The 20,362-nt window shown below is 73.2% G+C and carries 19 protein-coding genes and 1 riboswitch; of the genes, 13 read left to right on the forward strand and 6 right to left on the reverse strand.

All coding sequences use genetic code 11. The annotated features are described in order from the left end of the window. Position 1: 1 nt before the first annotated feature. Together ACZ3UD_RS00375 and ACZ3UD_RS00380 are read right to left on the reverse strand one after the other, a co-directional pair. Complete coding sequence (locus tag ACZ3UD_RS00375) at positions 2-283, reverse strand: Lrp/AsnC ligand binding domain-containing protein (RefSeq protein ID WP_030240061.1); 282 nt, start codon at positions 281-283, stop codon at positions 2-4. 41 nt (positions 284-324) lie between these two features. After that, positions 325-1,107 carry a rhomboid family intramembrane serine protease gene (locus ACZ3UD_RS00380; protein WP_465580564.1) on the reverse strand — a complete coding sequence of 261 codons (783 nt, stop codon included), beginning with the start codon at positions 1,105-1,107 and terminating at the stop codon, positions 325-327. A gap of 201 nt (positions 1,108-1,308) precedes the next feature. Between ACZ3UD_RS00380 and ACZ3UD_RS00385 the strand changes: the two genes are divergently transcribed. The 6 genes from ACZ3UD_RS00385 to ACZ3UD_RS00410 all read left to right on the forward strand — a co-directional run bounded on the left by ACZ3UD_RS00385 (position 1,309) and on the right by ACZ3UD_RS00410 (position 8,581). Further along, the gene (locus tag ACZ3UD_RS00385; RefSeq protein ID WP_387623486.1) at positions 1,309-1,566 is read left to right on the forward strand and encodes a hypothetical protein; all 258 of its coding nucleotides are present in this window, start codon (positions 1,309-1,311) and stop codon (positions 1,564-1,566) included. Between the two features lie 137 nt (positions 1,567-1,703). Next, positions 1,704-3,227: an NYN domain-containing protein gene (locus ACZ3UD_RS00390; protein ID WP_465580566.1), complete on the forward strand. Its 1,524-nt coding sequence runs from the start codon at positions 1,704-1,706 to the stop codon at positions 3,225-3,227. A 199-nt stretch (positions 3,228-3,426) separates the two neighbouring features. After that, positions 3,427-4,464 (forward strand): C40 family peptidase, encoded by a 1,038-nt coding sequence (locus ACZ3UD_RS00395; protein ID WP_465580568.1) that lies wholly within the window; start codon positions 3,427-3,429, stop codon positions 4,462-4,464. 338 nt (positions 4,465-4,802) lie between these two features. Beyond that, positions 4,803-4,956, forward strand: a riboswitch (cyclic di-AMP (ydaO/yuaA leader). A 10-nt stretch (positions 4,957-4,966) separates the two neighbouring features. Then, positions 4,967-6,106: an NlpC/P60 family protein gene (locus tag ACZ3UD_RS00400; RefSeq protein ID WP_465580570.1), complete on the forward strand. Its 1,140-nt coding sequence runs from the start codon at positions 4,967-4,969 to the stop codon at positions 6,104-6,106. A 226-nt stretch (positions 6,107-6,332) separates the two neighbouring features. Further along, positions 6,333-7,379: a C40 family peptidase gene (locus ACZ3UD_RS00405; protein ID WP_465580573.1), complete on the forward strand. Its 1,047-nt coding sequence runs from the start codon at positions 6,333-6,335 to the stop codon at positions 7,377-7,379. A 38-nt stretch (positions 7,380-7,417) separates the two neighbouring features. Continuing rightward, complete coding sequence (locus ACZ3UD_RS00410; RefSeq protein ID WP_465580576.1) at positions 7,418-8,581, forward strand: hypothetical protein; 1,164 nt, start codon at positions 7,418-7,420, stop codon at positions 8,579-8,581. A gap of 33 nt (positions 8,582-8,614) precedes the next feature. On the opposite strand, the gene ACZ3UD_RS00415 is transcribed toward ACZ3UD_RS00410, so the two are convergent. Beyond that, entirely contained in the window at positions 8,615-9,970 is a 1,356-nt protein-coding gene (locus ACZ3UD_RS00415; protein WP_465580579.1) for a glycosyltransferase 87 family protein, read from the reverse strand. A gap of 214 nt (positions 9,971-10,184) precedes the next feature. Between ACZ3UD_RS00415 and ACZ3UD_RS00420 the strand changes: the two genes are divergently transcribed. Next, positions 10,185-11,321, forward strand: coding sequence for a glycosyltransferase family 4 protein (locus ACZ3UD_RS00420; protein ID WP_465580582.1), 1,137 nt, complete (start codon positions 10,185-10,187; stop codon positions 11,319-11,321). A gap of 79 nt (positions 11,322-11,400) precedes the next feature. Here the strand turns inward: ACZ3UD_RS00420 and ACZ3UD_RS00425 are convergent, their stop codons facing one another. After that, positions 11,401-13,194 carry an AMP-dependent synthetase/ligase gene (locus ACZ3UD_RS00425; protein WP_465580585.1) on the reverse strand — a complete coding sequence of 598 codons (1,794 nt, stop codon included), beginning with the start codon at positions 13,192-13,194 and terminating at the stop codon, positions 11,401-11,403. Between the two features lie 323 nt (positions 13,195-13,517). Between ACZ3UD_RS00425 and ACZ3UD_RS00430 the strand changes: the two genes are divergently transcribed. The 5 genes from ACZ3UD_RS00430 (at position 13,518) to ACZ3UD_RS00450 (ending at position 17,736) form a co-directional block, all read left to right on the forward strand. After that, entirely contained in the window at positions 13,518-13,952 is a 435-nt protein-coding gene (locus ACZ3UD_RS00430) for an SRPBCC family protein (protein ID WP_465580587.1), read from the forward strand. 33 nt (positions 13,953-13,985) lie between these two features. Further along, entirely contained in the window at positions 13,986-15,158 is a 1,173-nt protein-coding gene (locus tag ACZ3UD_RS00435; protein WP_465580590.1) for an ArsA family ATPase, read from the forward strand. Between the two features lie 93 nt (positions 15,159-15,251). Beyond that, positions 15,252-15,701: a DUF5304 family protein gene (locus ACZ3UD_RS00440; RefSeq protein ID WP_465580593.1), complete on the forward strand. Its 450-nt coding sequence runs from the start codon at positions 15,252-15,254 to the stop codon at positions 15,699-15,701. A 192-nt stretch (positions 15,702-15,893) separates the two neighbouring features. Continuing rightward, entirely contained in the window at positions 15,894-16,838 is a 945-nt protein-coding gene (locus tag ACZ3UD_RS00445; protein WP_465580596.1) for an ROK family glucokinase, read from the forward strand. A gap of 142 nt (positions 16,839-16,980) precedes the next feature. After that, complete coding sequence (locus ACZ3UD_RS00450; protein ID WP_465580600.1) at positions 16,981-17,736, forward strand: endonuclease/exonuclease/phosphatase family protein; 756 nt, start codon at positions 16,981-16,983, stop codon at positions 17,734-17,736. A 4-nt stretch (positions 17,737-17,740) separates the two neighbouring features. Here ACZ3UD_RS00450 and ACZ3UD_RS00455 read toward each other — a convergent pair whose 3' ends face one another. Both ACZ3UD_RS00455 and ACZ3UD_RS00460 read right to left on the reverse strand, forming a co-directional pair. Further along, positions 17,741-18,511, reverse strand: a complete 771-nt coding sequence (locus ACZ3UD_RS00455) for a hypothetical protein (protein ID WP_465580603.1) — start codon at positions 18,509-18,511, stop codon at positions 17,741-17,743. Between the two features lie 10 nt (positions 18,512-18,521). Then, entirely contained in the window at positions 18,522-19,316 is a 795-nt protein-coding gene (locus ACZ3UD_RS00460; RefSeq protein ID WP_465580606.1) for an alpha/beta hydrolase, read from the reverse strand. Between the two features lie 177 nt (positions 19,317-19,493). Here ACZ3UD_RS00460 and ACZ3UD_RS00465 point away from each other — a divergent pair, with 177 nt between their 5' ends. Then, complete coding sequence (locus ACZ3UD_RS00465) at positions 19,494-20,336, forward strand: lysophospholipid acyltransferase family protein (protein ID WP_465580608.1); 843 nt, start codon at positions 19,494-19,496, stop codon at positions 20,334-20,336. The last annotated feature ends 26 nt before the right edge of the window (positions 20,337-20,362 follow it).

A 20,362-nucleotide genomic window follows, 5' to 3' on the forward strand; every position in this document is an offset into this window, starting at 1 on the left:
CCTACTCGTCCAGGCCGAGGGCGAAGGCCGCTTCCAGGTCGTGCTGGGAGTAGGTGCGGAAGGCGATCTGGGTCTCGGTGTGGGCCACGCCCGGGACCTTGTTGAGCCGGCCCGGGATGACCTCGGCCAGGTCGTCGTGGCGGCGCACCCGGACCATCGCCACCAGGTCGTAGCCGCCGGTCACCGAGTACACCTCGCTGACGCCCTCGATGGCAGCGATGGCCTCGGCGATCTCCGGGATGCGGTCGACACTGGTCTTGATCAGGACGATGGCGGTGATCACTGTTCGGGCTCCTTTGTGGGGTGCCGCCAGCGTATCGGGCCTCAGCGGGGGCGTCTCGGGGGGTGGCCGACCGCCGTGCACGCGTAGAGGAAGCCGGCCGAGAAGCCGATCACGTGGACCAGGTAGGCCACCCCGGGCCCGGCCGAGTGCACCGACCACCACTGCAGGGCGAACCAGAGGCCGAGCACCAGCCAGGCCGGGAAGCGCAGCGGAAGGAAGAGGAGCAGCGGGACCAGGGTGGTCACCCGAGCACGCGGGTGGAAGCGCAGATAGGCGCCGAGCACCCCGGAGATCGCGCCGGAGGCGCCGATCAGGACCCGGGTGGAATCCGCCGAGTGCGCCTCGGCGAGCGCGAAGCCGTACGCGGCCAGGCTGCCGGCCGCCAGGTAGAAGAGGAGGAACCTGGGCCGGCCGAGCCGTCGTTCGACGGTGGGACCGAAGACGTAGAGGAAGAGCAGGTTGCCCAGCAGGTGCAGCCAGCCGGCGTGCAGGAAGAGGCCGGTGAGGGCGGACACCGCCGGGTGCTTGCCCGGGGTGGGGGCGGCCGGGCAGCCGGGGACGGGGTCGGGCGCCTCGGCGAGCTGTTCGGCGGTCAGCGGGTGTCCGGTCAGCAGTTCGGCCGGGACGGCGCCCCAGCGCTGCTCGTACCTCTGTTCGGCGCAGACCCGGGCCTGGTCCCGGCCGTACAGCGGGTTGAGCCCGGCGGCGGGGCCGAGCAGGAAGACCAGGGTGTTGACCGCGATCAGGGCGTAGGTGACCGCCGGGGCGGGCACCGCCGGGCGGCCGTCCCGCGCGTCGGTGTGGTCGGGGGCCGCGAGCGCCATGCGGCCAAGCATCCCTCCGGACGGCGCAGGTGACACGGCGGTTTACGGCAGGTGGGCTAGCCCTCATGTTCCGGCAACCGGTGGTCGTGGTGGTTGCCCCAGGCAATAGGCTTGGGGCGGGCATTCCCGCCTCCCGCCGCCGACGCCGGGGCTCCGGGGGAAGCGCCTAGCCCACCCAGGGACCAGCCGAGAGGATCCCCGATGACCGTCCCCGCTCTGACCGCCGAGACGCGCTGGCGCTGCACGCTGTGCAGCAACCTCACCCGCTTCGACGTGACCCGCACCGCGCGGGTGACCGAGTTCCTGCACTTCGACCTGGCCGGCGAATCCAAGGTCGAGGAGACCGAGGTGCTCAGCGAGACGATCGAGTCGGTGCGCTGCCGCTGGTGCAACGCGGTGGACCAGGTCGAGCTGGTGGCCCGTCCTGGCGCCGAGGGCGCGGAGGCCCCCGCCGCGTAGGGCTGATCCCCGCCGGTGTGGTGGGCGGTGCGCGACGCGCCCGTCCGCCGCACGGGACAATACAGACAAGACGCACGGAGCGTGACGACAGGGGCGGCCGCGGCCGCACCCGCTGGACCAGGATCGGAGCCGAGGACGTGGTGGACGCAGCGAAGGAGCCCGCCGAAGCGCAGGGGCTTCAGCCCGCTGCGCCGGCACCGGAGCCGGGCGCCGAGGCGGTCCCGTCCGAGACCCCTCTCACGGAGAACCCTCGCACGGAGACCCCCCTCCCGGCGGCCGCTGCGCCGGAGACCGCGGAGTCCGGTGAGTCAGGTGAGTCCGGCGATGCCGACGCCGCTGCGGAGCGTGCGGTCGAGAAGCTCGACCGGCCGCTGCCCGAGGGGGTGCGCCGGAGGGTGGTCGGGCTGGCCTCGGACGCGCTGGGCGGGCTGCCGCCCGGGGAGCTGCCGCAGAGCCTGCGTCAGTACGTCAAGTTCACCCCCGCGCGGCGCGCCAAGTACGCGGCCACCGCGCTGGCGGCGGCGCTGGAGTCCGAGCCGGCCTTCCGGGTGCGGATAGCGGAGCGGCTGCGGCTGGGCCAGCCGGACCTGGTGAAGGCGCTGGAGTCGGGCACCGTTCCCGGTGCCGCCGATCCGATGGACGTCGCAGCCGCCGCCTACCTGGTGCGTTCGGCCGGCTGGAGCCGGCTGGTCGCCGAGGCCGGCGAGGAGGCCGAGCGGGCGGGCGCCGAGGACGCGGCCGCGGAGGCCACCCGGCTGGTGGAGAAGCTGCAGGCCGAGCTGGCCGAGGTGCGGGCGGCCGCGCGGAGCGACCTGGACCGGCAGCGCGCGGAGTTCGAGGGTGTCCGGCGGGAGGCCGAGTCGCTGCGCAAGAAGGTGCGCTCGCTGGAGAGCGACACCCGCCGGGCGCAGGCCGAGACCCGGCGGGTGACCGGGGAACTGGAGGCCGCGAAGGCGCAGGCCGTGGCCGAGCGCAGCGCGGCCGAGAGCGAGGCGCGGCGGCTGCGGCACCGGGTGTCCGAGCTGGAGAACGCCGCCGAGCAGGGCCGCCGTTCGGCCCGCGAGGGGCGCGGCGTCGAGGACATGCGGCTGCGGCTGCTGCTGGACACCGTGCTGCAGTCGGCGCAGGGGCTGCAGCGGGAGCTGGCGCTGCCGGTCTCCCAGATCCGCCCGGCGGACCTGGTGGAGGCGGTGGTGCCGGGGGCGGCCTCGCCGCACGACGTGGCCCGGCGCGGCCTGGCCGAGGACGATCCGGCGCTGCTGGACCAGCTGCTGGCGATCCCGCAGGTGCACCTGGTGGTGGACGGCTACAACGTGACCAAGACCGGCTATCCGACGCTGCCGTTGGAGCAGCAGCGGATCCGGCTGCTGGGCGGGCTGGCGATGCTGGCCCAGCGCACCCAGGCGGAGGTCACCTGCGTGTTCGACGGGCAGGACCTGGACGTTCCGGTGATCATGGCGCCACCGCGCGGGGTTCGGGTACGGTTCAGTCGGACCGGGGAGACCGCGGACGAGCTGATCCGTCGTCTGGTGCGGGCCGAGCCGCAGGGCCGTCCGGTGGTGGTGGTGTCCGCCGACCGGGAGGTCGCGGAGGGCGTGCGGAAGGCGGGCGCGCGCCCGGTGGCCTCGGTGCTGCTGCTGAACCGGCTGGCCCGGCCCTGACCTCGGGTCGGACGGCGTGAAGGCCGGTCAGCGCGCGTTTTGCGAGGTGTGCGGATCCCGTGAAGTCAGCGTGGGGACCGGAGTTCACGCCTTCGGGGGAGTGGCAAAACGGATAGATCTTCACTAGGGTCTGGCGTCAAACCTATTTTCCGGAATCTCATCCGATCAGGTGAGTCCGATGGAAGAAGGAGCCGCTCCCTTGGCCTCCCACCGCCGTCCCAAGCAGCCGAGCCGCGCGCGGGTCTCCGTGCTCACCGCTGCCGCTGCGACCGCGGTCGCCCTCTCCGCCCAGGTGGCCGCGCACGCGGCGCCGCAGCCGAACAAGGACGACGTCAAGGCGCAGATCGACCAGCTCCAGCAGGAGCAGGAGCAGGCGGCGGAGAAGTACAACGGCGCCAAGGAGCGGGCCGACCAGCTCCGCAAGCAGGCCGATCAGCTGCAGGACCAGGTGGCCCGCAGCCAGGACCAGATGACCCAGCTGCAGACGGGCCTGGCCGAGGTGGCGGGCGACCAGTACCGCACCGGCGGCATCGACCCGTCCGTCCAGCTGATGCTCTCCTCCGACCCGTCCGGCTACCTGGAGAAGGCCTCCAGCGTCCAGCAGGCCAGCGCCAGCCAGACCGAGGCGCTCAAGAGCCTGCTCGACCAGCAGCGCCGGCTGGACCAGGAGAAGGCGGAGGCCGCCGCCGTCCTGTCCTCGCTGGACTCCACCACCAAGGACCTGAACCAGGCCAAGTCGGACGTCAACCAGAAGCTGAAGGCCGCCCAGGACCTGCTGAACTCGCTCAGCGCCGCCGACCGCGCCGCGCTGAAGGCCCAGCAGCAGCAGGACGACCGTGCCTCGCGCGGCAGCGCCCGGGTCGACCTCAGCAGCCTGCCGCCGGCCAGCGGCTACGCGGCCGTGGCCGTCGCCAAGGCGATGAGCAAGCAGGGCTCGCCGTACGTCTGGGGCTCCACCGGGCCGAGCACCTTCGACTGCTCGGGTCTGATGGTCTGGTCGTACGCCCAGGCCGGCGTCTCGCTGCCGCGCACCTCGCAGGAGCAGGGCAACGTCGGCACCCGGGTGCCCTCGCTGGACCAGGCCCAGCCGGGCGACCTGGTGATCTACGGCAGTGACCGGCACCACGTCGGGATGTACATCGGCAACGGCATGGTGGTCCACGCGCCGCACACCGGTGACGTGGTGAAGGTGATGAAGGCCGACGCGATGCCGATCAACACGATCCGCCGGGTCTGACGGCCCGACACGCCCGAAAGTCCGGGTTCCGGCCCTGTGATCCGCGCCACCCTCCTGCCGGGCGTGGCGCTTCGGGTTTGCCCGTTCCGTGGTCGGCTGATGAGGCCTGATCAGCTTTGCGTGCGGCGGCGATCACCATCGGTCATTTTCACAAAAGAACACGGGAAATCTTCCGTCTTTTTTCTGACAAGGATTTGAACGGATCACGGTTCAGTTACTAGGGTCGTGCCTCGAACCACCGCACTGTCGATCACCCAGCCGGGGTGGCGGCGGTGGTTACCGTCGAGTTCGCGAAACAGCGGGGCAGGTCGAAACGACTGTCCGACAGGGGAGCCCAGTGGTCGGGGGCGCTGCGGAGCGGAGCCGGGGAACCACGTTCCTCCGGGGTGAATCGGCGCCAGGTCGGCCGATGGAACGGCCGTGAGGCGTCGTAGGGCATGCTTCCGGCCCGAACCCGTCAGCTCACCCGGTAGGCGGACGTAGGAAGAAGGAGTCCGCCTTCGTGGCGTCCCATCGTCGTCCCAAGCCCGCCAGTCGCGCCCGTGTCTCGATCCTGACCGGTGTTGCCGCGGCAGCCGTCGCCCTCTCCGCGCAGTCCGGCGCGCACGCCGACCCGCAGCCGACCAAGGACCAGGTCAAGGAGCAGGTCGACCAGCTCAACGAGCAGGCCGAGCAGGCGACCGAGAAGTACAACGCCGCCCAGGAGAAGCAGCAGGCCCTGGAGAAGCAGGTCTCCGGCCTGCAGGACCAGGTGGCCCGGCAGCAGGCCCAGGTGACCGACATGCAGGGCGGGCTCGCCGAGATCGCCGGTGAGCAGTACCGCAACGGCGGCATATCCCCGACCGTCCAGCTGATGCTCTCCTCCAGTCCGGACAACTTCCTCAACCAGGCCGGTGCGCTCAACCAGGCCGGTGACACCCAGAAGAACCAGCTGAAGCAGCTCCAGGAGGAGCAGCGCAAGCTCGACCAGGACCGCACCGAGGCCCAGGGCAAGCTCGCCGAGCTGGAGTCCACCACCCAGCAGCTGAAGACCTCCAAGGAGGAGGTCCAGAACAAGCTGAAGGCCGCGCAGGACCTGCTCAACACCCTGACCGAGCAGGAGCGCCAGGCGATCCGTCAGGCCGAGGAGAAGGCCGCGGCCGACGCCAAGGCCCAGGCCGACGCCGCCGCCAAGGCCGCCCAGCAGCAGGCCGCCGCCGACCGCGCCTCGCGCGACAGCGGCCGCACCGACATCAGCTCGGGTTCGGGCTCCTCGGCCTCGCCGGTCGCCAAGCCGGCCGCCCCCGGCAGCTCGCACGGTGCCGCCGCGCTGGCCGCCGCCGCGGGCAAGGTCGGCAGCCCCTACGTGTGGGGCGCCACCGGCCCGGGCTCCTTCGACTGCTCCGGCCTGATGGTCTGGGCATTCAACCAGGTCGGCGTGTCGCTGCCGCGCACCTCGCAGGAGCAGGCCGGCGCCGGCACCCGGATCGGCTCGGACATCTCCCAGGCCCAGCCCGGCGACCTGCTGATCTTCTACAGCGACGCCCACCACGTCGGCATCTACGCGGGCAACGGCCAGGTGCTGCACGCGCCCAAGCCGGGTGCCTCGGTCCGCTACGAGGCGGTCTCCAACATGCCGCTGGCCTCCATCGTGCGGGTCTGATCCCCGCCCAGGCCGTTCGGGCCCGGCCCACCATCACGGAGGGCCGGGCCTGCGGCTTTTCCGACGGATCGAGCGGATGTCCGATTAGGAATCAAATATTCGGGTCTGGAGGGGTTTGGACTCGCTTGCCCTGACTCGCTAACGTCTGCCACCGGACTCCCGCTCGACGGCCGCCCGCTGGGGCGCGGCCGCGGGGCCGCGCCGCAGGATTGGAGCCGTTGCCGCCATGTCCGTGCACCGTCGTTCCCAACTGCTCGTCCGTGCGCTGGTGCTGACCGCGGCCGCCACCACGGCCCTGGGTGTGACGGCCGGCGGCAGCGCCCAGGCCGCTCCCGGCGCACCGGGCACACCCGACCGCAGAGACGTCAAGGCGCAGGTCGAGCAGCTGTACGACGAGGCCGAGCAGGCGTCCGAGAAGTGCAACGCCGCGCAGGAAGCGCAGAAGCGGCTCCAGGCCGAGACCACGCTCCTGCAGGGCGAGGTCGCCGCCGGCCAGGACCAGCTCAACCAGCTGCGCGGGGACCTCGCGACCGTGGCCGGGGCCGAGTACCGCGGCGGCGGGATGACCCAGACCGCCCAGCTGATGCTCTCCAGCGACCCCGAGTCCTACCTCGCCCGTGCCCGCACCTTCGGGCAGGCCGCCGAGCGGCAGCGGGAGACGCTGCACGAGCTGGTCAGCCGTCAGCGCAGGCTCGACCAGCGCCGCACCGAGACCGCGGGCAAGCTCGCCGAACTGGACCAGGCCCGGCGCTCGCTGGTCGAGAACAAGCAGCAGATCCAGCAGCGGCTGGTCAAGGCGCAGAAGCTGCTCAACAGCCTGGGCGCGGCCGAGCGGGCCCGGATGGTCGTCCAGGACGCCAACGACGCCGAGCGGCGCGCCACCCGCGGCACCGACCGGCTGGACCTCGGCACCACCCCGGCCGCCTCCGAGCGCGGGGCGGCCGCGCTGGCCGCCGCGGTGCGGATGATCGGCTCGCCGTACGTCTACGGATCCGCCGGGCCCCGCGCCTTCGACTGTTCCGGTCTGATGTACTACAGCTGGCGGCAGGCCGGAGTGACCCTGCCGCGCACCTCGCAGGCCCAGGCGTACGCCGGGCAGCGGATCAGCCTCTCCGAAGCGCGGCCGGGAGACCTGGTGATCTTCTACCGGGACATGCACCACGTCGGGATGTACGCCGGCGGCGGGGTGATGGTGCACGCCCCCTACCCGGGCGCCAAGGTGCGGTACGAGAGCGTCAACGCGATGCCGGTCACCGGGGTGGTCAGGCTCTGAGCGCGACGCCCTCCGACCCGGCCGACATACCCGGTCGCGTGCTGTCCCGGCGCGCTGCGCTGCTGCTGGCGGCCGGCGGGCTGGCCCAGCTGTCGCTGCCCCCGGCCGCGCCGCCGGCACCGGCCGGGCGGCCGGCCGACCAGCGGGCCGAGGTGGCCGATCTGCTGGCGGCGCGGGCGCGCTCACTGCCCGCCTGGTCCGGGCTCACGGGGGCCGAGGCGGTCTACCGCAACCTGGTGCTGTCGCCCGGTCAGGGGTCTTCGGCGGCCGACGGGCCGGACCGGCTGACCGCCGCCGTCGAACTGGCGGTGCGGATCGCCGGCTACGACGAGTACCCGGTGGTGTACCCGCGCCGGATCGCGCTGGTCCGGGAGGCGGGAGGCTGGCGGGTCGAGCGGGAGGAGGCCGTGAGCGGGCCCCCGGCGCTGTGGGACCTCGGCCCGGCCCGTACCGCCCCCGGCGCGCACTGCCTGGTGCTCGGCCTGGCCGACGGGCCGGACCCGGCCGGGCTGGTCGCGGTCGGGGACAAGGCGGTGCCGGCCGTCAGCGCGGTGTGGGGCGGCGCCTGGCCGGGCCGGCTGCTGCTCGAACTGCCCGCCACCGAGACCCAGTTCGCCCGGCTGCTGGAAGCCGACCCGGCGGGCTGGACGGGCATGGCGGCGGTCACCGTGGCCGCCCCCGGCGCGCCCTGGCACACCCCGGTGGACCGGGTGGTGGTCAACCCCGAGGCGTTCGGGCGGCTCAGCGACTTCGGCCGGCAGGTGGTCGTCACCCACGAGGCCACCCACGTCGCGACCAGGGCCGACACCCGGGGCTGGACCCCGCTGTGGCTCTCCGAGGGCGTCGCCGACTGGACCGCCTACCGGGACTCCGGCCGCCGCCCCCAGCAGATCGCCCCCGAGCTGGCCCGGGACGTCGCGGCCGGGAAGCTGCCCACCGCGCTGCCCGCCGACGCGGACTTCACCGCCGGTTCCACCGGCATCGCCCAGGCCTACGAGCAGTCCTGGCTCGCCTGCGACCTGATCGCCCGTCGCTGGGGGACCGACCGGCTGGTCGCCTTCTACCGGGCGGTCGGCGCGGGCGACGGGCAGGGCGAGGACCGGGAGCACCGGATCGACCGGCTGTCGCGCGGTGAGCTGGGCGTCGGGCTGGCCGAGTTCACCGCGCTCTGGCTGGCCGAGGTCTCGTCCCTGAAGGGCTAGCCAGGGCGGCCGGCGCCCGGCCGGGCCCGAGGGTCAACGGCCGGCGGGGTGGTCGATGCCGTCCAGCAGGTCCTGCTCGTACGCGATGCCCGGGCGGACCGGGTAGGAGGAGGCGGGCGGCAGCGCCGGGGTCTTGTCCAGCACCACGGTGGGCGGCAGGGCCGCCGCGGCGCGGGTGGAGCGCCAGAGCCGGATGCCGGAGAGCACGGCGGCGGTCAGCAGCAGCAGGTTGCGCAGGGTCAGTACGGTGATGGCCCAGGGATCGCTGGCGAGGATCTGGGTGAACATGGTCGGGAACTCGACCAGCGTCAGCGGGCAGGCGATCAGGATCAGCAGCGCCACCGGGCGCTGGCTGGTGCCGCGTACGGTCAGGCAGACCGCGGCGACGCCGATCAGCCAGACCAGGTACTGCGGGCTGATCACCCGGCTGGTCACCACGAAGACCAGCAGCGCGCACAGCGCGGCGTCGTACATGGTGGCCGCGTTGCGGCGGCGGGCGGTGAAGCGCCACAGCAGCAGCCAGAGGAAGCCGAGCACGGTGCCGGCCATCATCACCTTGCTGATCACGCTGACCCACGGCCCGAGCATCTCGGGGGAGCCGTAGTTCATGGTGACCCTGCCGTCCCAGGCCCCGGCGATCCGGGCGAAGTGCAGCGGCAGCGCGCCGACCGACTCGACCTCGATGCCGCGGCCCGCCTGGAAGGTCAGGAAGTCGAAGGCGCCGTTCATCCCGGCCGCGAGCAGGAAGCCCACCGAGACGGCGGTGGCCGCGGCCAGCGTCCAGGCGCGGCGGGTGCGGCGGCCGGAGGGGGTGCCGATCAGGCCGAGCAGCGGCCAGATCTTGACGATGCCGCCCAGGCCCAGCAGCAGCCCGCCGACCGCCGGGCGGCGGATCAGCGCCAGCAGGCCGGCCAGTGTGAGCGCGGTGACCAGGAGGTCGAAGCGGTTGTAGATCATCGGGCCGAGCAGCGGAACGGCGACCACCCACATCCAGGCGCCGGTCAGCGCCCGGCCCTTGCGCAGGCCGGTGCGGATCAGCAGTGCGGCCGCGGCGGCGTCGGCGATCCCGCAGATCACCCAGAAGGAGACCAGGTACGACCAGGGCAGCAGGCCCGGCAGCAGGATCACCAGGGCGGCGCCCGGCGGGTACTGCCAGGTCACGTCGTCGAACGGGAAGGTGCCGGTCTGCAGTACCCCGTACCAGGCGTGGTAGATCATCCAGACGTCGGCGGTGACGTCGCCGCCGGGCGCCTTCAGCACGCCGGTCATCAGCAGTACCAGCACGGTACGGGTGGCCACCCAGGTCGCCCCGAGGGCGGCGAGCGCCCCGAGCGGGCGGCCGAGGCGGCCGCGCGAAGAACCTGGCTCGGTGGCCGGGGCCAATTCCACTGCGCTCCCTCGTTCGTCTCGGACGTCCTCACCGGAGGCGTCGTACAGACGGACGCCCGGGCCGCGGTCCGCCACGGCCTAGGTACTAGGACTGACCCGGGGGTCAAACGGTTGCCGTGCGCGGATCCGTTCCCGACGGGTCATGGTGTTGACCTATCGTACGGATCACCCAGCGGTACACCGAGCACCCCCCGACCGAGCGAGCCGTGGCCTGATGCACAGAACCTTGATCGTCACCAATGACTTCCCGCCCCGCCCCGGGGGCATCCAGGCCTTCGTGCACAACATGGCTGTCCGTCAGCCCGCCGGGAGCGTCGTGGTGTACGCCTCGACCTGGCGGGACGGCAGCGAGGTGCGGCGGTTCGACGCCGAGCAGCCGTTCCCGGTGATCCGGGACCGCACGAAGGTGATGGTTCCCACACCCCGGGTCACCCGGCGGGCCGCCGAGATCCTGCGCGCCGAGAAGTGCGACTCGGTCTGGTTCGGCGCCGCCGCCCCGCTCGGCCTGATGGCGCCCACGCTGCGCCGCGCCGGGGCCGGGCGGCTGCTGGGCATGACCCACGGGCACGAGGCCGCCTGGGCCCAGCTGCCGGTCTCCCGGCAGCTGCTGCGGCGGATCGGCGCCGGCACCGACGTGCTCACCTACCTGGGGGAGTACACCCGCTCGCGGATCGCCGCCGCGGTCGGGCCGCAGGCCGCGGCCCGGATGGTGCAGCTGCCGCCGGGCGTGGACGAGACGACCTTCAACCCGGAGTCGGGGGGCGCTGAGGTGCGCAGCCGGCTGGGACTGGCGGACCGGCCGGTGGTGGTCTGCGTCTCCCGGCTGGTGCCGCGCAAGGGCCAGGACACCCTGATCGAGGCGATGCCGCAGATCCTGGCGGACGTGCCGGACGCGGTGCTGCTGATCGTCGGCGGCGGCCCGTACCGGGCGGACCTGGAGAAGCTGGCGGACGCCAAGGGCGTACGGGCCTCGGTGCGGTTCACCGGCTCGGTGCCGTGGGAGGAGCTGCCCGCCCACTTCGGTGCCGGGGACGTCTTCGCGATGCCCTGCCGGACCAGGCGCGGCGGGCTGGACGTGGAGGGCCTGGGGATCGTCTACCTGGAGGCGTCGGCGACCGGCCTGCCGGTGGTCGCGGGGGACTCCGGTGGTGCGCCCGACGCCGTGCTGGAGGGCGAGACCGGGTACGTGGTGCCGGGCGGCTCGGCCGCGGCGGCCGCGGAGCGGATCGTGCGGCTGCTGCGGGACGAGGAGCTGCGGCGGCGGATGGGCGAGGCCGGGCGGCGCTGGGTGGAGCGCTCCTGGCGCTGGGACCTGCTGGCCGGGCGGCTGACCTCGCTCCTGGCGGGCTAGTCCGGGCTGACGCGGCGAGGGCCCCGCCTCCTTCCCGGGGAGGCCGGGCCCTCGCACGTCTGCCTACTTCTCGCTGTGCCTACTTCTTGTAGAGCGCCTCGATCTCGGCGGCGAAGTCCTTCAGCACGACGTTGCGCTTGAGCTTGAGCGAGGGCGTCAGGTGGCCGCTCTCCTCGGAGAACTCGATGTCCAGCAGGCGGAACTTCTTGACCGCCTCGGCGTGCGAGACGGCCGCGTTGCCGTCGTCCACCGCGGACTGCAGGGCGGCCAGCAGGTCCGGGTCGTCGGCGAGCTCGGCGACGGTGGCGGTGGCGGGCTTGCCGTTGAGCTCCTTCCACTTGGGGAAGAAGTCCGGGTCGACGGTGATCAGACAGGCGACGAAGGGCTTGCGGTCGCCGACCACCATGACCTCGCCGACCAGGGCGTGGGCCCGGATCCGGTCCTCCATCACGGCCGGGGCGACGTTCTTGCCGCCCGCGGTGACGATGATCTCCTTCTTGCGGCCGGTGATGGTCAGGTAGCCCTCGGAGTCCAGCGAGCCGAGGTCGCCGGTGGCGATCCAGCCGTCCTTGAGGGTGTCGGCGGTGGCCTGCGGGTTGTTCCAGTAGCCGGTGAACACGTGCGGGCCCTTGAAGAAGACCTCGCCGTCCTCGGCGATCCGGACCGAGGCGCCGGGGACCGGCTGGCCGACCGTACCGATCTTCGGCTTGTCCCACGGGTTGAAGGTGGTGGCCGCGCAGGTCTCGGTCAGGCCGTAGCCCTCCAGGACGGTGAAGCCGATGCCCCGGTAGAAGTGGCCCAGCCGCTCGCCGAGCGGGGCGCCGCCGGAGATGGCATGGGTGGCCCGGCCGCCGAGGGCGGCGCGCAGCTTGCTGTAGACCAGCTTGTCGAAGACCGCGTGCTTGATCCGCAGGCCGAGGCCCGCGCCACCGGCGTCCAGCGCCCGGCTGTAGGCGATCGCGGTCTCGGCGGCCTTGTCGAAGATCTTGCCCTTGCCGTCCGCCTGGGCCTTGGCGCGGGCGGTGTTGTAGACCTTCTCGAACACTCTGGGCACGCCCAGGATCAGGCTCGGCTTGAAGGCGGCCAGCTCGGCGGTGACGTCCTTGATGTCGGAGACGTGGCCCAGCTTGATCGGGGCCATCGCCGGGGCGATCTCGGCGATCCGGCCGAGCACGTGGGCCAGCGGCAGGAAGAGCAGGACGGAGCTGTCGCCGGTGCGGAACAGCGGGGTCAGGCGCTCGACCACGTTGCCGCACTCGGCGAGGAAGTTGCCGTGCGTCAGCTGGCAGCCCTTCGGGCGGCCGGTGGTGCCCGAGGTGTAGACGATGGTGGCGACCGAGTCGGGGCCGGCGATCGAGCGGCGCTCCTGGACCGTCGCGTCCGGGACGTCCTTGCCCGCCTCGGCCAGCGCGGCGAGCGCGCCGCCCTCGATCTGCCAGAGGTGCTTCAGCTCCGGCAGCCGGTCGCGGACCTCCTCGACCACCTTGTGGTGCTGGTCGGTCTCGGTGAGGACGGCGACCGCGCCCGAGTCGCCGAGGATCCACTCGACCTGCTCGGCGGAGGAGGTCTCGTACACCGGCACGGTGATCGCGCCGGCCGTCCAGATCGCGAAGTCCAGCAGCGTCCACTCGTAGCGGGTGCGGGACATGATGCCCACCCGGTCACCCGGCTCGATGCCCGAGGCGATCAGGCCCTTCGCGGCCGCGTGCACCTCGGCGAGGAACTGGACCGCGGTCAACTCCTGCCAGCGGCCGTCCACCTTCCGGCTGAGCACCGCGACGTCCGGGTGCTCCTCGGCGTTCCGGTGCACAGGGTCGGAGAGGTTACCGCCGCTCGGTACCTGATAGAGGGCCGGAAGGCTGAAGTCGAGCAAGACTGCTCCTCGTTCGCGACGCTGCGGGACGGCAGGACGTTACTGCCCGGTAGGCAGCTTCGACCAGGGGGGCGGCCCCGGTGTTCGAAGTGTCACACCCGGCCGGGTCGGACCAGGCGGTGACCGGGTCGTTCGACTGGCACCCTACGGCAGGGCCCGGGTGACCGTTCGGTGGCATGCCCCGCCGCCCGGCCCGCACCGCCCGGCGCCGGTGCCCGAGCGGCCGAGTGGATCGTCGGTCGCGATAGCCTGCTCCGGGCGGATCGGGTCGAGCGCGCCCCGACCGGACCGGCAGCCAGAGGGACGACACGGAGGGCCATTCCATGGCGGAGCACACCAGGTCGAGCATCACCATCGACGCGACCCCGGCCACGGTCATGGCCGTGATCGCCGACTTCGCCGCCTACCCGGCCTGGACCGGTGAGGTCAAGGAGATCGAGGTCCTGGAGACCGGCGAGGACGGCCGCGCCGCCAAGGTCCGGCTGCTGCTGGACGCCGGCGCCATCCGCGACGAGCACGTCCTCGCCTACACCTGGGACGGCGACCGCGAGGTCGGCTGGACCCTCGTGCGCAGCCAGATGCTCCGCTCGCTGGACGGCTCCTACACCCTCGCCCCGCTGGCCGGCGGCCGCACCGAGGTCACCTACCAGCTCGCCGTGGACGTCAAGATCCCGATGCTCGGCATGATCAAGCGCAAGGCCGAGAAGGTCATCATCGACCGCGCGCTGGACGGTCTGAAGAAGCGCGTCGAGGGCTGACGAGGGCTGACACGGCGGAACGGGGCTGACGGCATGACGGCGACGCGCACCATCCTGGTCAGCGGCGACGCGGGCGCGCCCACCGTGGCCGCCGCCACCGCCCTGCACGCCGCCGGGCGCGGCCACCGCACCTGGCTGCTGGCCGCCGACGACCCGCACCGCGCCCTGGACTCCGTCCTCGGCACCCGCCTGGAACCCGAACCGCGGCGCTACGCACCGGGCCTGACCGTCTCCCGGATCGACGAGCAGGCCGCCTTCCGCTACGCCGTCGGCGAGCTGACCGGCCGACTCAAGCCCGCCCTCGACCTGCTCGGCGCCGAACAGCTCGACCCCGAGGAGCTGACCGCCCTCCCCGGCATCGCCAGGCTCGCCCTGCTGCGTGCCCTGCCCGCCGCCGACCAGGACGTCCTGGTGGTGCTCGCCCCGCCGCCCGCCGAGCTGATCGCCACCCTCGCCCTGCCCGAGCAGCTGACCCGCTACCTGGACCGGCTGGTCCCCGAGCAACGCCAGGCCGCCCGGGCGCTGCGCCCGCTGCTGGCGGGGCTGGCCGGCGTCCCGATGCCCGCCGAGTGGCTGTACGGGGGGCGCACCAAGGCCGCCGCGGTGCTCGCCGAGTCCCGCGCCGCGATCGACGACCCCGGCACCAGCGTGCGCCTGGTCGTCCCGGCCGACGGCCACCCGTACCGGGAGCTGCGCCGCATCCGGGCCGGGCTCGCGCTGCACGGGCACCGGCCGGACGCCGTCGTCGTGCACGGCGCCCTGCCGCCGGCCGCCCTCGCCTCGCCCGACTCCTGGCTGGCCGCACTGGCCCGCCGCCGCCAGGAGGAGCTGGACCGGCTCACCGCCGACACCGACGCCCCGGTGCTGGTCTCCAGCCAGGCCGAGGGCACCCTGGAGGCGGTCGCCGACCACCTGTACGGGGACGGGCCCGGCCCTGAGCGGCTCGACCCGGCGCCCTGGACGGTCGAGGACCGGCTCGCCGAGGAGGGCCTGCTGGTCTGGCACCTCGACCTGCCCGGCGCCGACCGCGCCGAACTCGACCTGGTCCGCCGGGGCGACGACCTGGTGGTCGGCCTCGGCGCCCACCGCCGGGTGCTCGCCCTGCCCTCCGCGCTGCGCCGCTGCACGGTGGCCGGGGCCGGGCTGCACGAGGGGCTGCTCTCGGTGCGGTTCGCGCCCGACCCTTCGCTCTGGCCGCACGGCTGACGGGTCTTCCGACTTTTCTTCGGGCGCGGGGCCGTCCGGTAGCGTCGGGCCCAAGGGCCGCGGGGTGCGGCCACGGCCGAGGAGGCGCCCGCGATGACCAGCACCGACGACCGCACCGAGCCCGGCGCCGACCGCACCGAGTCGGCCGACGGGCAGTCCCACCCCTTCGGGCCCGAGCTGGGCCCGCTGGTGGACGAGGTGCGCCGGTTCGCCACCGCCCTTGGCGAGAAGGCGCAGGAGACCAGCGCCACCACCCTGATCACCCTCTCCGGGCTGGCCGACCGCCTGCGCACCCAGCAGCCGGAGGTCTACTCCCACCTCGCCGCCGCCGGTTCCGGGATCGCCGCCGCGGGCGCCGAGCTGCTGGCCGCCTACCGCGCCGCGGTGGCCGGGCACGAGCGGCGCTGGACGGCGGGGGACGGGGCGTCGGTGGAGAAGATCGACCTCGACGCGCCGGGCGGGGCCGAGGGTGCCGACGGGGCCGACAGGGCCGACAGGGCCGACAGGGCCGACAGGGCTGACGGGCCGTCCGCCAAGCAGTGAATCCGTGAATTTCGCAGCGTGATCGCTGTGCTCTCGTGCGTCACGAAAGAGGAGATTAGATACGACTTTTGAAGCGTCTCGGCCCGGCTGTCCCAGAAATGTCTTCGGATAATGTATGCGAGGCTGTGTACGGGGGCAGGGTTGGGCGGTACCGTTCCGTCCAGCGGGAACGAGTGAATAGCTGAGGGACACATGGCTCTGACCATCGGCGTCGATGTCGGCGGGACCAAGATCGCGGCAGGCGTGGTCGACGATGCGGGTGCGATCCTGGCCCGGACCCGGGTTCCCACCCCGGCCGACCCGCAGTGGGCGGTCGACGCCATCGCGCAGGCCGTGCGCGAACTCAAGGAGCAGCACCCCGGCGTCACCGCGGTCGGCGTCGGCGCCCCCGGCTTCGTCGACAGCAACCGCTCCACGGTGATCTTCGCGCCCAACATCGACTGGGAGAACGAGCCGCTGCGCGGCCGGATCGAGGAGCTCACCGGCCTGTCCACGGTGGTCGAGAACGACGCCAACTGCGCCGCCTGGGCCGAGTTCCGCTTCGGTGCGGCCGCCGACCACCACGACATGGTGCTGATCACCGTCGGCACCGGCATCGGCGGCGGCATCGTCCTGGACAGCCGGCTGCACCGCGGCCGCTTCGGCGTGGCCGGCGAGATCGGCCACCTCAACATGGTCCCGGACGGTCTGCAGTGCGGCTGCGGCGGCAAGGGCTGCTGGGAGCAGTACGGCTCCGGGCGCGCGCTGCGCCGCTACGGCCGGGAGAAGGCGGCGGCCGACCCGGTGCGCGGCCGGCGGATGCTGGAGCTCAACGACGGCGTCGCCGAGACCATCCGCGGCATCCACATCACCGAGGCCGCCGAGGCGGGCGACCCGCTCGCCCTGGAGTGCTACGCCGAGCTGGCCGACTGGCTGGGCCGCGGCATGGCCGACCTCGCCGCGCTGTTCGACCCGGGCGTCTTCGTCCTCGGCGGTGGCGTCTCGGACTCGGGCCGCCTGCTGCTCGACCCGGTCGCCAAGGCCTTCGAGCACTACCTGACCGGCGGCGTGCACCGCCCGCGCGCCGAGGTCGTGCTCGCCTCGATGGGCTCCGCGGCCGGCATCGTCGGCGCGGCGGACCTCGCCCGTACCGCCTGACTGCTGTACCCCCTTCGCCAGAGCGGCTCAGGGGGATCCTTCAAGCCCGCCGGCGGCGGTGCGACCGGGCCCCGACCAATCCCGGACGTGCCGCCGCCGTCGCATTACGGTCGGACCCAGTGACGCACGCTCAGGGGGGACCATGACCGCCGCACCCGCCGCACCCGTCGAACCGCCGCCGCCCGGCCCGCGCCGGCTGCGCCTGCTCAGCTACAACATCCGCTCGCTGCGCGACGACCGGCGGGCGCTGGTGCGGGTGATCCGGGCCTGCGCGCCCGACCTGGTCTGCATTCAGGAGTCGCCGCGCTACTGGCGGCCCGAGGGGCAGGCCGCCTGGCTGGCCCGGAGCACCGGGACGGTGGTGCTGGCCGGGGGCGGCCGCACCGCCGCGGGGCCGCTGCTGCTCGGCCGGCCCGGCGCGGTGGAGGTGCTCGGCGTGCACGACCGGCTGCTGCCCAAGACCCGCGGCCTGCACGCGCGCGGCTTCGCGACCGCGCTGCTGCGGCTGCCCGGCGCCGCGCCGTTCACCGTCACCAGCTGCCACCTCAGCCTGGACGCCGAGGAGCGGTACGGGCAGTTCGAGCTGCTGCTCGACCAGCTCGCCGTCGCCGAACAGGGCATCGTGGCCGGGGACTTCAACGAGCACCCGGACGGGCCGGGCTGGCGGCTGCTGGCCTCGCGGCTGTGGGACGGCTACCCGACCGCGCCCTGGGGCGGGGAGTTCACCTCCGTGCCCGAGAACCCGTACCAGCGGATCGACGCCGTCTTCGCCACGCCCGGGATCACCGTCCTCGGCTGTGGGGTGCCGCACGGGCTGCCCGGCGTCACCGGAGCCGACCTGCGGGCCGCGACCGACCACTTGCCGGTGCTGGCGTTCCTGGAGCTTCCCGAGGGCTGAAAGGTCAGACGACCGCGCCGTGGTCCGGGTCCTCCGGCTCGTCCTCGTCGCGGTCCTTCATCCGGGCGACCAGGGTGACGAAGCCGCCGAGGAAGGCGGTGATCCCGACCCAGGCCGGCAAGCCGGAGATCTCCCGCCACACCACCGCGTCGATCAGCAGCAGCGCCGGGCCGCCGAGCACGGCCAGCCAGGCGAACTTGGCGGTCACGTCGGCGGCGGGCAGCGGCGGGGGCTCCGGCGGGATGTAGTGGCCCTCGTCGCTCTCCTCGTCCAGCTCGAAGTCGCGCGGGCCGGACGCGGCGGCCGGGAGGACGGGCCGGCCGGAGCGGGAACGGGGCTGCGGGGCCAGGTCGGCGAGGTCGTCGGGGTCGGCCTTGGGGCCGACGCCGTCCTTGAAGCCGCCCTTGAGCTCGTTCTGCGCCCGGAGGTTCTCGATCTCCGGCCAGTTGGGGTTGGTGAGGTCCACCGGGTCGTCGAACTGGGCCACCAGCGCGGCGAAGATCGCGTCCTGCTCGGCCTGGCTGCGCTCGGGGGTGCGGCGCGCGCGGGACTCCGCGGGGGCCGGGGCGGCGTCCGGTTCGGCGGCGCTCCCGGCGGGCACGGCTGCGCCCGCCTCCGTACCGTCCGCCTCCGTACCGTCCGATTCCGTACCGCCCGTCGGGCCGCCCATGGTGCCGTCCCCCTGGACGGTGCTGTCCTTGGGCGCGCCGTCCGTCCGCGCGCCGTCCTCGCGGGGCTTGTCGTCCCCGCCGCCCGCCGTGCTGCTCTCGTGCACTTCCGGCCCTTCAGCCCTGGTGATCGTCGGATTCGGCCCTGCCCGCCCCCGCCGCGTGCGCGGGGGCCAGCCGTCGGATGAAGTCCAGGCTCGCCGAGAATATTTCCGCCGCGTCGTGGTCCAGCGTCGCGACGTGGAAGCTGCGCTGGCACAGCCGCTCCGTCACGTCGGTCGAGGATATCCGGGCCAGCACGAGTTCCGAGTTGGCCGGCGAGACGACGTGGTCCTGCGGACTGTGGAAGAGCAGCACCGGCTGGGTCACCTGTGGCAGCCGCCGCTGGACCTCCTGCCACAGCCGGGCCAGTGACCACGCGGCGTGCAGCGGGGTGCGGTCGTAGCCGAGCTCCTTCACGTCCGGCTTCTGGATGTCGTCGACGATCCCGGGCAGGCTGGGGACGAGGTGACGGAGCACCGGAAGCAGCACACTCGCGGGGTTGTCCGAGCGCACCGACGGGTTGACCAGGACCAGTCCGGAAACCTTCGGACCGTGCAGCGCGGCCAGCCGCAGCGCCAGCGCGCCGCCCATCGACAGCGCGCAGACGAAGACCTGCTCGCACTCCCCGGCCAGGGCCAGCAGTTCGCGCTCGACCTCGGCGTACCAGTCCTCCCACCGGGTGACCTGCATGTCCTGCCACCGGGTGCCGTGCCCCGGCAGCAGCGGCAGCGAGACGGTGTACCCGGCCGCCGTCAGCTCCTCGGCCCACGGCCGCAGCGACTGCGGCGAGCCGGTGAAGCCGTGGCACAGCAGCACTCCCACCGGTCCGCCGCGGTGGCGGTACGGTTCGGCACCGGGCAGCAGCGGCATGGCGGACTCCTTCGCGGGCTGGTGGCGCTGGGGGAGGGGACGCTGAAAGGGGGAGCTGCGGGTTTTCGCATCGTCCCACGCCCCGCGCCGGGACGTACACCCCCTACGGCGGGGCCGGGCACAGCGGACGGCCGCGGGGCATTAGGATCGACCGGTCCGCATAACAGGAGGCCCGGGTTGTTCTACCGACTGATGAAGATGATCGTCGCGCCACTGCTTCGAATCTTCTTCCGGCCGTGGATCGAGGGTGAGGAGAACATCCCCACCGAAGGTGCGGCGATCATCGCGAGCAACCACCTGTCCTTCTCGGACTCCTTCTTCTTCCCCGCGCTGATCAAACGGCGGGTCACCTTCATCGCGAAGGCCGAGTACTTCAACACCCCGGGCCTCAAGGGCCGGCTGACCGCCGCCTTCTTCAAGGGCGTCGGCCAGCTGCCGGTGGACCGCTCGGGCGTGCGCGGCGCCGGCGAGGCGGCGATCCGCAGCGCCATCGCGGTGCTGGACCGCGGCGAGCTGTTCGGCGTCTACCCCGAGGGCACCCGCTCGCCCGACGGCAAGCTCTACCGCGGCAAGGTCGGCGGTCTGGCCCGCGTCGCGCTGGCCACCGGCGCGCCGGTCATCCCGGTCGCCATGATCGACACCGAGAAGGTGCAGCCGCCCGGCCAGGTGGTCCCGAACTTCGGCATCCGCCCGGGCATCCGGATCGGCCGTCCGCTGGACTTCTCCCGCTACCACGGCATGGAGAACGACCGCTTCATCCTCCGTTCGGTGACGGACGAGGTGATGTACGAGATCATGCGGCTCTCCGGCCAGGAGTACGTGGACATCTACGCGACCGCCGCCAAGCGGCAGATCGCCGACGAGAAGAAGAAGGCCGACGCCGAGCGCCGCGCGGCCGCCAAGGCCGAGAAGGCGGAGGCCGCCGAGGCGGAGAAGGCCGCGGAAGCCGAGAAGGCCGCCGAGGCCGAGAACGGCGAGAACACCGGGAAGCCGGAGCAGAAGGGGACCGGGTCGGACTGACCGACCCGGTCGGGGCCAGGGGAGGC

This window comes from Kitasatospora sp. NPDC023118, from assembly GCF_055560875.1.

Excerpts from the sequence above, each read along its gene's own strand:
- ACZ3UD_RS00380 (WP_465580564.1), bottom strand. The coding sequence starts at position 1,107 with ATGGCGCTCGCGGCCCCCGACCACACCGACGCGCGGGACGGCCGCCCG.
- ACZ3UD_RS00385 (WP_387623486.1), top strand. The coding sequence starts at position 1,309 with ATGACCGTCCCCGCTCTGACCGCCGAGACGCGCTGGCGCTGCACGCTG.
- ACZ3UD_RS00405 (WP_465580573.1), top strand. The coding sequence starts at position 6,333 with ATGTCCGTGCACCGTCGTTCCCAACTGCTCGTCCGTGCGCTGGTGCTG.
- ACZ3UD_RS00420 (WP_465580582.1), top strand. The coding sequence starts at position 10,185 with ATGCACAGAACCTTGATCGTCACCAATGACTTCCCGCCCCGCCCCGGG.
- ACZ3UD_RS00430 (WP_465580587.1), top strand. The coding sequence starts at position 13,518 with ATGGCGGAGCACACCAGGTCGAGCATCACCATCGACGCGACCCCGGCC.
- ACZ3UD_RS00435 (WP_465580590.1), top strand. The coding sequence starts at position 13,986 with ATGACGGCGACGCGCACCATCCTGGTCAGCGGCGACGCGGGCGCGCCC.
- ACZ3UD_RS00440 (WP_465580593.1), top strand. The coding sequence starts at position 15,252 with ATGACCAGCACCGACGACCGCACCGAGCCCGGCGCCGACCGCACCGAG.
- ACZ3UD_RS00445 (WP_465580596.1), top strand. The coding sequence starts at position 15,894 with ATGGCTCTGACCATCGGCGTCGATGTCGGCGGGACCAAGATCGCGGCA.
- ACZ3UD_RS00450 (WP_465580600.1), top strand. The coding sequence starts at position 16,981 with ATGACCGCCGCACCCGCCGCACCCGTCGAACCGCCGCCGCCCGGCCCG.
- ACZ3UD_RS00460 (WP_465580606.1), bottom strand. The coding sequence starts at position 19,316 with ATGCCGCTGCTGCCCGGTGCCGAACCGTACCGCCACCGCGGCGGACCG.